The sequence below is a fragment of the Streptomyces viridosporus genome, assembly GCF_002078235.1.
Taxonomy (GTDB): Bacteria; Actinomycetota; Actinomycetes; order Streptomycetales; family Streptomycetaceae; genus Streptomyces; species Streptomyces viridosporus.
The window spans coordinates 1-10880 of sequence record NZ_MSGP01000495.1 but is presented as its reverse complement, the minus strand read 5'-3'; the positions used below and the strand labels follow the sequence as shown (position 1 = coordinate 10880).

General features: G+C 74.3%; 9 protein-coding genes and 1 pseudogene. 4 read left to right on the top strand and 6 right to left on the bottom strand.

What is annotated here, in order from left to right; translation table 11 throughout:
* Positions 1–5 precede the first annotated feature (5 nt).
* Positions 6–206 (bottom strand): hypothetical protein, encoded by a 201-nt coding sequence (locus B7L92_RS30210; protein ID WP_081240530.1) that lies wholly within the window; start codon positions 204–206, stop codon positions 6–8.
* A gap of 187 nt (positions 207–393) precedes the next feature.
* Between B7L92_RS30210 and B7L92_RS30205 the strand changes: the two genes are divergently transcribed.
* Together B7L92_RS30205 and B7L92_RS30200 are read left to right on the top strand one after the other, a co-directional pair.
* Positions 394–1647 (top strand): carboxylate--amine ligase, encoded by a 1254-nt coding sequence (locus B7L92_RS30205; protein WP_081240529.1) that lies wholly within the window; start codon positions 394–396, stop codon positions 1645–1647.
* A gap of 2 nt (positions 1648–1649) precedes the next feature.
* Positions 1650–2912, top strand: coding sequence for an NAD(P)-binding domain-containing protein (locus B7L92_RS30200; protein WP_081240531.1), 1263 nt, complete (start codon positions 1650–1652; stop codon positions 2910–2912).
* 155 nt (positions 2913–3067) lie between these two features.
* Here the strand turns inward: B7L92_RS30200 and B7L92_RS43550 are convergent, their stop codons facing one another.
* The 5 genes and pseudogenes from B7L92_RS43550 to B7L92_RS39805 form a co-directional block, all read right to left on the bottom strand.
* Positions 3068–4018 carry a chaplin gene (locus B7L92_RS43550; RefSeq protein ID WP_304364723.1) on the bottom strand — a complete coding sequence of 317 codons (951 nt, stop codon included), beginning with the start codon at positions 4016–4018 and terminating at the stop codon, positions 3068–3070.
* A gap of 180 nt (positions 4019–4198) precedes the next feature.
* The gene (locus B7L92_RS30190) at positions 4199–5098 is read right to left on the bottom strand and encodes an ABC transporter permease (RefSeq protein ID WP_081240527.1); all 900 of its coding nucleotides are present in this window, start codon (positions 5096–5098) and stop codon (positions 4199–4201) included.
* Positions 5095–7749, bottom strand: coding sequence for an alpha/beta fold hydrolase (locus B7L92_RS30185; protein WP_081240526.1), 2655 nt, complete (start codon positions 7747–7749; stop codon positions 5095–5097). Before B7L92_RS30185 ends, B7L92_RS30190 begins: the two co-directional genes overlap by 4 nt.
* Before the next feature lie 176 nt (positions 7750–7925).
* A complete protein-coding gene (gene mmsA, locus B7L92_RS30180) occupies positions 7926–9428 on the bottom strand; it encodes a CoA-acylating methylmalonate-semialdehyde dehydrogenase (protein WP_081240525.1) in 1503 nt (500 codons plus the stop codon).
* Positions 9429–9670: 242 nt separating this feature from the next.
* Positions 9671–9853: pseudogene (locus B7L92_RS39805) on the bottom strand (5-deoxy-glucuronate isomerase); the annotation flags it as partial.
* A 549-nt stretch (positions 9854–10402) separates the two neighbouring features.
* Between B7L92_RS39805 and B7L92_RS30170 the strand changes: the two are divergent.
* A complete protein-coding gene (locus tag B7L92_RS30170; RefSeq protein WP_016826185.1) occupies positions 10403–10597 on the top strand; it encodes a helix-turn-helix transcriptional regulator in 195 nt (64 codons plus the stop codon).
* 63 nt (positions 10598–10660) lie between these two features.
* Positions 10661–10880 (top strand): GNAT family N-acetyltransferase (locus B7L92_RS30165; protein WP_143626400.1); only part of this gene is annotated, 220 nt, incomplete at its 3' end.

Sequence of the window (10880 nt, the reverse complement as noted above, 5' to 3'; positions counted from 1 at the left end):
CGACGTCACGCCCCCGGTGCCAGCGGCACCGGGGGCGTGACGTCGGGCATCGTCGGGGCCGGAACCGGAGGGCGGGCGTCGTCGGTTCGCGCCGTCCCCGTCCCCACCCCCGCCACGGGACCGGCCGCCAGGGCGGCCGTCACGGCGACCGCCGCCGCGCCCAGGGCCAGCCCGCGAACCCGGACCCGCTGGTGCTGTGGGGCCATGGCTGCTCCTCTTCTCGCTCTCGTCCGCCTTCTGCCGCTGTCCTCTTTGTTGACGAACAGTCATACGAAGTAAAGGCACAGGAAAACCGACGACGCCAGCGTCATACGGCTTTCGAGTGCCGGGCTCGCCCGTGTGGGTGAGTCGATCCAAAAGAAAGCAAAGAAAGCCAAGAGAAAGTGAGATCGCGTGTCGTTGTTCGACATCCGCGTCCCCGCCGTACTGCTGCGGACCGACCGGAATCCCTTTCACCACGGAACACTGGGGGCGGTGCGCTCGCTCGGCCGGGCGGGTGTGGAGGTGCACGTCGTCGCCGATACGGCGGGAAGTCCCGTCCACCGGTCGCGTTATGTGCACCGGATGCACCCCCCGCCTCCTCCGGGGGCGTCGGAGCGGGAGATCCTCGCCGCGCTGCGCCACGTGGCCGACCGGGTCGCGCGCCCCGCCGTGCTGGTTCCGCTGGACGACGCGAGCGCCATCGCCGTCAGCCGCGCACGGGACGACCTCGCCCCCCACTACCTGCTGCCGGAGATGCCGGGCACCCTGGCCGAACGCGTCGCCGACAAGGCGGAACTGGCCGCCGTGTGCGCGTCCGCGGACGTCCCGCACCCGGTGACCCTGGTCCCGGACGGCCCGGAGCGGGCCGCCGACGACGCGCGGCGGCTCGGGCTGCCGCTGGTGGCGAAATGGAGCCGGCCCTGGCTGCTGCCGGCCGGGAGCGGGCTGCGCAGCACCCAACTGGTGCACTCCGCGCAGCAGGCCCGGGAGCTGTACCTGCGCACCGAGGAGGCCGGCAGCCGGCTGCTGCTGCAGGCGTACCTGCCGCCGGGTCCCGACCGGGACTGGTTCTTCCACGGCTACGCCGACCGCTCGGGCGCCGTCCGCGCGGGCGGACCGGGCCGCAAGCAGCTGTCCTGGCCGCGCGGGGCGGGGCTGACCGCCGTGGGCCGCTGGACACCCAACCCCGAGGTGCGGGCGCTGGCCGAGCGGCTCACCGGCGAACTCGGCTACCGCGGCGTCTTCGACCTCGACTTCCGCCGCTGCGGCACGACGGGCCGCTACCACCTGCTCGACTTCAACCCGCGCCCCGGCGCCCAGTTCCGGCTCTTCGCGGACAGCGCGGGACTGGACGTCGTACGCGCCCTGCACCTGGACCTGACCGGCCGTGAGCTGCCGGCCGGGGACCCGGTGGCCGGGCGGGCGTTCGTGGTGGAGAACTACGCGCCGTTCGCCGCGCTGCGCACGGCGCCGGGCAGCCGCGAACTGGCCTGGTACGCCCGGGACGACCGCGGCCCCGGACGGGCGATGTGGGCCCTGTGGTGCCGCCATGTGACCGGCCGGCTGCGCGAGCGGCTGACCGCGACGGCTCCGGTGCCGGCCCCGCGCCCCGTTCCCCGGGCGGTCTCGCCCTCCCTGACCGACAACGAGAAAGCGAGCAGTTGATGATGTACGACCTTCTGGTGGTGGGCGCGGGTCCGTACGGTCTGTCGATCGCGTCCCACGCCGCGGCCGCCGGGCTGGACCTGCGCGTGTTCGGCCGGCCCATGGCGTCCTGGCGGGACCACATGCCCCGCGGCATGTTCCTGAAGTCCGAGCCGTGGGCGTCCAACCTCTCCGACCCGCGCGGCCGCTGGCGGCTGGACGCCTACTGCGCCGAGCAGGGGCTGACGGCGCGTCACGCCGAGCCGATCCCGGTGGAGGAGTTCGCGTCGTACGGCCTGTGGTTCGCCCGGCACGCCGCGCCGCCGGTGGACGAGCGCACGGTGACCCGGGTGACGCCCGGCCCGGACGGCTTCACGGTGGTCACCGAGGACGGGGAGGCGCTGCGCGCGCGGAGCGTGGCGCTGGCGGTCGGGGTGATGCCGTTCATCGAGGTGCCGCAGGCCCTGCGCGGACTGCACCCCGCGCTGGTCACGCACAGCAGCCACCACAGCGACCTCGGCCGCTTCCAGGGCAAGGACGTCACGGTGATCGGCGGCGGTCAGGCGGCGCTGGAGACCGCGGCGCTGCTCGCCGAACAGGGCACGCGGGTGCGGGTGCTGGCGCGGGCGGAGCGGCTGCGCTGGAACGACGTGCCGCCGCCCTGGGAGCGTCCCTGGTGGCAGTCGGTCCGCTCCCCGCACAGCGGACTGGGTCCCGGCTGGCGGAACTGGTTCTACTCCGAGCGCCCCGGCCTCTACCGCCGGCTGCCGGAGGCGACCCGGTCGCGCATCGCGGCCACGGCGCTGGGACCGGCGGGTGCCTGGTGGGTGCGGGACCGGGTGGAGCGGGCGGTGGACCTGCTGCCGGGCCACGAGGTCACCCGGGCGAGCGCGGTGCCGGGCGGGGTGCTGCTGGAGACGGTCAACCTCGAGGGCGGCCGGCGCAGCCTGGAGACCGAACACGTCATCGCCGCCACCGGGTTCCGGGCGCGCTGCGACCGGCTCGGGCTGCTCTCCGCCGAACTGCGCGGCACGCTGGCCACCCTGCCCGACGGTTCCCCGGCCCTGGGACACACCTTCGAGTCGTCCCACCCCGGGCTGTTCTTCGCGGGCCTGGTGACCGCGTCCGGCTTCGGCCCGGCCATGCGCTTCGTCCACGGTGCGACGTTCACGGCGGGGACCCTCGTGCAGGGGGTGCGCCGCCGGCTCAGGGCGACCCCGCCGCGCGGGACGGTTCCCGTTCCGGCCGGCAGCCGGAGCGCGTCGCCGTCACCGGTGGGTCCCTGACACCGGGGCGGGCGGCGGGCGGCGCACGCCGCCCGCCCGCGCACATGGTTCGTCCCCCGGACCGGTTCGGCCACCTCGCGGGTGGCCCGGGTCGGTCCGGGGGACGTGCCGGGGTTCGGTGGTGCCGGGTGGGGTGTGCCCGGCACCGGGAGCGGCTAGCGGTGGACGCCGGCGCGCCGGCGGCGGTACAGCATCGCCCCGCCCGTGATCAGTGCGGCACTGGCGGCCGAGGCGACGATCAGGCCCTCGGCGCCGGTCTCGGCCAGCTGGGGACCGGGGCCGGGCCGCTCCTCGTCCACGGACGGAGGCGCGGGCGGCGTCCGCTTGCCGGGCTCGGGCGCCGGGGTGACGGTGCGCGGAGGCGTGACGTCCTCGGTGCCGTAGCCGGGCTGCGTGGTGTTGGCGCAGGAGGTGCCGTACGAGGAGTCGAACAGACCGATCAGGTCGAGGGTGTTGCCGCACACGTTCAGCGGCACGTGCACCGGTGCCTGCACGTTGTTCCCGGACAGCACACCGGGGGATCCCCCGGTGTCGCTCACCGCGTGCGCACCACCGGAGTTGCCGTACGAGGAGGCGCCGCGCGAGGCCGACGACCGGTCTCCGGACTCCCGCGCCTGCGAGCCGTTGGCGCAGGAGCTGTCGGCCGCCTCGTTGAACGCCCCGACCGCGGTGACGTCGTTGCCGCACGCGTTGACCGGCACGTGCACCGGTGCCTGCACGTTGTTGCCGGACAGCACACCGGGGGATCCCTCGGTGCCGCCCACCGCCTGCGCACCGCCGCCGGACTCACCGGACGAGGAGGCGCCGCGCGGGGAGGCGCCGCGCGAGGAGGCCGACGCCTGGTCTCCGGACTCCCGCGCCTGCGAACCGTTGGCGCAGAAGCCGTCGACCGCGCTGTTGAACGCCGAGACCGCACCGACGGTGTTGCCGCACGCGTTCACCGGCACGTGCACCGGCGCCTGCACGTTGTTCCCGGACAGCACACCGGGAGCATCCTCGACCCCACCCACCGCGTACGAGTCGGCGAGGGCGGGGGTTCCGTACAGGGACAGAATGCCCGTGGCGGCGGCCGCCGCGAACACTCCCCTGCTCAGGGTCTGTCGCAATGTGATTGTCTTCCTGCTTGAAGAATCGGAGTGGCCGGCCCCGGCATGGAGGCCGGCAACCGAGGACACATGTCCCGGCCCTCGGTCGCCGTATGGCCTACTCCCTCCTCAACCCGCCTCACGCCGATCGGTTGCGCAGGTTCACCCGGTTGGACCGCACGGGGTGCGCGCGGTCCGGCGTCAGGAGACCACGTCCTTGCGGGCGAACCCGCGGAAGGCCAGCGCGAACAGCACGAGGGCGTACGTCACGGAGACGGCGGTGCCCTGGATCATCCCGGACCACTGGGGGGTCGGCTGGACGGCGTCCGCCCAGGCGAACTGCCAGTGCGCGGGCAGGAAGTGGCGCCAGTCGCCGAGGGCGGTCACGGCGTCCAGGACGTTGCCGACGATGGTCAGGCCGACGGCGCCGCCGACCGCGCCCAGCGGGGCGTCGGTCCGGGTGGACAGCCAGAACGCGAGCCCGGCGGTGACCAGTTGCGACACGAAGAGGTACGCCACGACCACCACGAGCCGCCCGACCGCCGTGCCGGGGTCGAGCGCGCCGCCGGTGGGGATCTGCAGCGGGCCCCAGCCGTAGGCCGCCGTGCCGACGGCGAGCGCCACCAGCGGCAGCAGCACCATCGCGGCGAGGCTCAGCCCCAGTGCGACGATCAGCTTGGACCACAGCAGCCGCATGCGGGGCACGGGCGCGGCGAGCAGATAGCGCAGGGAGGACCAGCCGGCCTCCGAGGCGACCGTGTCCCCGCAGAACAGGGCGACGGGGATGACCAGCAGGAAGCCCGCCGACACGAACAGGTTCACGGCGGCGAAGTTGGCGCCGGACGCGGTGGCCGTGTCCATCAGGTTCACGCGGTTGCCCCGGCCCTCCGGTTCGCCGCCGATCGCGAAGGCGACCACCAGGACGAAGGGCAGGGCGGCCAGGATCGCGCCCATGACGAAGGTGCGGCGGCGCTTGAGCTGACGCACCAGTTCGACGCGCAGCGGCAGCGTGCGGCCCGCGCGGTAGCCGGCGGCGGTCTCCACGGGCCCGGGGTGCCCGGCCGGCCCGGCGGGTTCGTTCCGCTCGGTGAGCGTGCTCATGCGGAACCTCCGATCAGGGTGAGGAAGGCGTCTTCGAGGCGGCGGTGCGGGCCCACCGACGCCACCGGCACCTCCAGCCGGACCAGTTCCGCCACCAGGCGCGGGGCGGTGCCGTCGGCGTCCAGCCGGACCAGCAGCCCCTCGTCGGTGCGGACGGCGGAGGCGACGCCGGGCAGGGCCGCGACCTTCTCGGCGAGCGGCTCGTCCACGGGCTCCTCCGTGCCGACCAGCAGGGTGTCGCCGGAGCCGACGATCTCGTGGACCGGGCCGGCCTGGACGAGCCGGCCGCGGTCCATGACCACGAGGTGGGTGCAGGACTGCTCCACCTCCGCCAGCAGATGGCTGGAGACGATCACCGTGCGCCCGGTGGCGGCGTAGCGGATCATCACCTCGCGCATCTCGCGGATCTGGGGCGGGTCGAGTCCGTTGGTCGGCTCGTCGAGGATGAGCAGGTCCGGCAGGCCGAGCATGGCCTGGGCTATCGCGAGGCGCTGGCGCATGCCCTGGGAGTAGGTGCGCACCGCGCGGGCGAGGGCGTCGCCGAGGCCGGCGATCTCCAGGGCCTCGTCCAGGTGGGCGTCCTCGGGCGGCCGGCCGGTGGCCCGCCAGTACAGCTCGAGGTTCTCCCGGCCGGACAGGTGCGGCAGGAAGCCCGCGCCCTCGACGAAGGCGCCGACCCGGGACAGCACCGGGGCACCGGGGCGGATGGCGTGGCCGAAGACCCGGATCTCGCCGCCGTCGGGCTTGATCAGGCCCATCAGCATGCGCAGGGTGGTGGTCTTGCCCGCGCCGTTCGGGCCGAGGAGGCCGAGGACCTGGCCCTTCTCCACGCGGAAGGACAGGTCCTGCACGGCGTACCGGTCGGCGGAGCGGGCGTAGCGCTTGCTCAGGCCGGTGATCTGCAGCGGCACGTCGGCCAGTGCGGGGTCGGGGGGCGCGGCCGCCGTCCGGCGGCGGCCGGTCAGCAGCAGGGCGAGGGCGGTCACGGCGCCGACGGCCGGCAGCCACCACACCCACGCGGGCAGCGGGGCCGCCGCGGTGGTCACGCCGGGGGCGGTGGGCACCGTGAGGCCGCTCTTCAGGGAGACGGTGTACGTCGCCGGGGCGGCCGGTGAGGCGTAGCCGAGGTCGGTGGAGGCGAGGACGAGGCGCAGGCGGTGGCCCTTGCGGACCTCGTGGTCGACGGCCGGGAGGGTGAGGGTCACGTCCTTGCCGGCCTCGGCGCCCTCGACGCGGACCGGCGCGACCAGCTGGGAGGGCAGCACCTGCCGCCGGCCGTCCGGGCCGACGTCGTACACCTTGCCGAACAGCACGGCGTCCTCGCCGGTGGACTTCACGCGGACGGTGACCGTCGGCGATCCGGTGATCCGCAGGTCGCCGGGGAGCGGGGCGGACTCGAAGCGGGCGTGCTGGCCGGGGAAGTCGAGGGACACCCCGACGCCGAGGGAGGACAGCTGGGCCAGGCCGCCGGAGCCGCCGAGGCCGGGGAGCGCGGAGACGGCGGGCGGGTTGGCGCCGGCCGGGTTGGCGAAGCTCTGTTCGCGGCCGGTGAGGGGGAGGGAGGTGCCGCCGCCGTCCAGGCCCGGGTAGCGGTCCGCGCTCGCGCCGCGCAACTGGGCCCGGCCGTCGGTGGAGTCGACGCCTCCGGTGCGGGTGACGCGGAAGGCCGGGCCGGTGTCGGCGCCCTTGTCCTCCTTCAGGTACCGGTCGAACCACGCCCGGACGCGCGCCTGGACGCGGCTCGTCTCCGGGTCGCCGCCGTCGTGCCCGCCCGCGATCCAGTCGACGGCGACGGGGGCGCCGTTCGCGCGGATCGCCTGCGCGGCCGCGTCGGCCTGGCCGAGCGGGAAGAGGGAGTCGGACTGGCCCTGCAGCAGGAGGGCGGGCACGTCGATGCGGTCGGCGACGGCGGACGGCGAGCGCGCCCGGAGCAGCGCGCGGGCGTCCTCGTCCGGGGTGCCGGACTCGGCGACCCGCTCGTACATCTCGCACAGCGCGGGCTCGAACCGCTCGCAGCCGCCGCCGGTGTTGACGAAGATCCCGGCCCACAGCTTCTTGAAGACGCCGTCGGGGAAGAGCGCCTCGGCCAGGTCGAAGTAGGTGATCGCCGGGGCGACGGCGTCGACGCGGTCGTCGTGCCCGGCGGTGAGCAGGGCGATGGCGCCGCCGTAGGAGGCACCGGCCATGCCGACGCGCGGGTCGCCGGCCCGGTCGAGCTCGACCTCGGGCCGGTCGGCCAGCCAGTCGATGAGCCGGGAGACGTCGGCGACCTCGCCCTCCGGATCGTTCAGCCCGATCCTCCCGGTCGACTTGCCGAAGCCGCGCGCGGACCAGGTGAGGACGGCGTACCCGTCGCGCGCGAGGTCCTCGGCCTGCCGGCGCACGTCGTTCTTGCTGCCGCCGAAGCCGTGCCCGAGCAGGACGGCGGGGCGGCGGCCGTCCGGACCGGCGGTGAAGTACGAGGTGTCGATGCGCACCCCGTCGCCCACGTCCATGACCCGGTCGGCGCGGCGGACCGCGGGCGCGTCGTCCGAGGCGACGGCGGTCCAGGTACCGGCACCGGCGAGCACGACGACGGCCGCGACGGCGGCCAGGGTCCGTCGCGGCCGCCGCGACCGCAGCCACCGCGCTCCGGGCAGTCGAAGATCCATGCGTCAACGGTACGGGGTGCGTCCGGCGCCCCGACGCCGCCCGTGGACCGAACCTCGGCCCCTCCCAGGGGCGTACGGGGCGGCTGCCGCGTACCGCGTTCGTGGTACGCGGCAGCCGTGCGTGGACGGGGTGGGGCCGCCCGCACGGGCGGGCGGCCCCACCGGCCGGTGGGCCGTCAGTGGTTGCGCGGGAAGCCCAGGTCGACGCCGGTGGGGGCGTCGGCCGGGTCGGGCCAGCGGGTGGTGACGACCTTGCCGCGGGTGTAGAAGTGCGTGCCGTCGTTGCCGTAGATGTGGTGGTCGCCGAAGAGCGAGTCCTTCCAGCCGCCGAAGGAGTGGTAGCCCACGGGGACCGGGATCGGCACGTTCACGCCGACCATGCCGGCCTCGACCTCGAGCTGGAAGCGGCGGGCGGCGCCGCCGTCCCGGGTGAAGATCGCGGTGCCGTTGCCGAACGGCGAGGCGTTGACGATCTCCAGGGCCTCCTCGTACGTCTCGGTGCGCAGCACGCACAGGACGGGGCCGAAGATCTCGTCCTGGTAGGCCTTGGCGTCGGTCGGCACCTTGTCGAGCAGGGAGATGCCGATCCAGTGGCCGTCCTCGTACCCCTCGACGGTGTGGCCGGTGCCGTCGAGGACGACCTCGGCGCCCTCGTCCGCCGCGCCCGCCACGTACGAGGCCACCTTGTCGCGGTGGGCCTTGGTGATCAGCGGGCCCATCTCGGAGGCCGGGTCGTCGCCGGGGCCGATCTTGATCTTCTCGGCGCGCTCGCGGATCTTCTCCACCAGCTCGTCGCCGATCGCGCCGACGGCGACCACCGCGGAGATCGCCATGCAGCGCTCGCCCGCCGAGCCGTAGGCCGCGCTCACCGCGGCGTCGGCCGCCGCGTCGAGGTCGGCGTCGGGCAGCACCAGCATGTGGTTCTTGGCGCCGCCGAGGGCCTGGACGCGCTTGCCGTTGGCGGAGGCGGTGGTGTGGATGTAGCGGGCGATCGGGGTGGAGCCGACGAAGGAGACCGCCTTGACGTCGGGGTGGGCGAGGAGGCGGTCGACGGCCACCTTGTCGCCGTGGACGACGTTGAACACGCCGTCGGGCAGCCCGGCCTCGGCCAGCAGCTCGGCGAGGCGGATCGAGGCGGACGGGTCCTTCTCGCTCGGCTTCAGCACGAAGGTGTTGCCGCAGGCGATGGCGAGGGGGAACATCCACATCGGCACCATGGCCGGGAAGTTGAACGGCGTGATGCCGGCGACGACGCCCAGCGGCTGGCGGATCGAGGCCACGTCGACGCGGCTGGCGACCTGCGTGGACAGCTCGCCCTTGAGCTGGACGTTGATCCCGCAGGCCAGGTCGACGATCTCCAGGCCGCGGGCCACCTCGCCGAGGGCGTCGGAGTGCACCTTGCCGTGCTCGGCGGTGATCAGCTCGGCGATCTCGTCGCGGTGGGCGTCCAGCAGCGCGCGGAACCTGAAGAGGACGGCGGTCCGCTGGGCCAGCGAGGACTGGCCCCAGCTCAGGAACGCCTCCTTGGCGGCGGCGACCGCGGCGTCCACCTCCTCGACGGAGGCGAACGCGACCTTCGTGGTGACCTCACCGGTCGCCGGGTTCGTCACCGGGCCGTAGGTACCCGAGGCGCCTTCGGCGGTCTTGCCGCCGATCCAGTGGTTGACGATCTTCGTCATGACCGAGAGCTCCTTCTGAAGATGGCGGCGACGGGTGGAGACGTGCCGTTCGTGCAGCTCGTGCGCCGTGACCGCGGACGGCCGTGTCGCGGTTCCGGCCACGGGTCCATCCCAACAGGCCCGGGCCTTCGGATGCGCCCGACACAGTGTCGGCCGTTTCGGTCTCCGCGTAGACACATGCGGGAACGGCGGACACGTGCGGGAGCGGCGGGGGCGCGGAACCGGCCCGCGCCCCGGCGGACACCGTCGTCCAGGGCCTGAACCTCCGGCGCGGGGCCATAGCGGGCGGGGAGTCGTCGCTCGCACTTCGCTCCTGCCAAAGCAAAGCGGCCTCCCGCGCCGGAGGTGATCCGGGGCCGGGCGCCCCGGGACGCGTACACACCATCGGTGACCAACGTGCACACACCCCTCACACCCGGGAGCCGACACACTCTTCTTCCTCCGTGCGGACCATACGGCTCTCCCCGGTTCTAGCCCGGGCGGGAAACCCTGTCAACATTTTGTCCGGACATTCGGACGAGATCTTGACGGCGCCGCTCCGGCCGCGGGCCGGACCGGGGCGGTGCGCCCGGCAGCTCGGCACGTGGCGGACGGCGGGCCGCACAGCGCGGTGGGCGCCCACGACGCCCACCGGCCGGCCCCCGAGCCGGTCCCGAGCCGATCTCGAACCGACGTGCGAACCAGGTGGACCCGTACGGGAGTCCGGTGCCTCCGCCGCGGCACGAGGGGGTCCGGAGCGCCCCCGCCGTACGACCGGCGTACGCCTTTGCGTCATTCGTGTCACAAAGACCTCCGTTCCGTCACACCCGTCACGGGTGTGCGGGCTTTCCGTCACATCCGCGCACGCCCCCTGACCCGCTCCCGCCCGGTGTCGTTCACCGGGCGCGAGGCTGGTGATCGTCAGCGCGGCACCCGGCTCCCCCACGGACGGCCACCCCGGCCGCCGCCGCGGTGCGCGCGGGGAGGTACGACACATGACCGACCGACGGCTGTGGTCCTACAAGGACATCGCGGCGCACATCAAGGTGCAGCCGGACACCGTGCGCTCCTACCGCAAGCACGGCCTGCTGCCCCCGCCGGACCATGTCGAGGGCGGCAAGCCCTACTGGTACGCGGACACGGTCCGCACCTGGGTGGCCTCCCGACCGGGCAACCGGGGCCGGGGCTGACCCAGGGAGGACCTCCGGGAAAAGCGGCTGTGCCCCACCACCCGGGTGGGGCACAGTGCCGCCATGAACTTCACCGACAAACCCACCCTCACCGGGGAGCGGACCGTGCTGCGCCCCTTCACGGAGGCCGACGCCGAGGCGATGGGGGAGATCATCCGGGACCCGGAGGTCGTCCGCTTCACCTTCGCCCCCTCCGTCGAACTCACCCCGGAGCGGCTGCGCTCCTGGTACGGCTCCCGGTCCGCGCAGCCCGACCGGCTCGACCTCGCCGTCACCGATCGCG

Coding starts and splice junctions, on each gene's coding strand:
- B7L92_RS30190 (WP_081240527.1), bottom strand. CDS start 5,098: ATGAGCACGCTCACCGAGCGGAACGAACCCGCCGGGCCGGCCGGGCAC.
- B7L92_RS30185 (WP_081240526.1), bottom strand. CDS start 7,749: ATGGATCTTCGACTGCCCGGAGCGCGGTGGCTGCGGTCGCGGCGGCCG.
- B7L92_RS30210 (WP_081240530.1), bottom strand. CDS start 206: ATGGCCCCACAGCACCAGCGGGTCCGGGTTCGCGGGCTGGCCCTGGGC.
- B7L92_RS30200 (WP_081240531.1), top strand. CDS start 1,650: ATGTACGACCTTCTGGTGGTGGGCGCGGGTCCGTACGGTCTGTCGATC.
- mmsA (WP_081240525.1), bottom strand. CDS start 9,428: ATGACGAAGATCGTCAACCACTGGATCGGCGGCAAGACCGCCGAAGGC.
- B7L92_RS30170 (WP_016826185.1), top strand. CDS start 10,403: ATGACCGACCGACGGCTGTGGTCCTACAAGGACATCGCGGCGCACATC.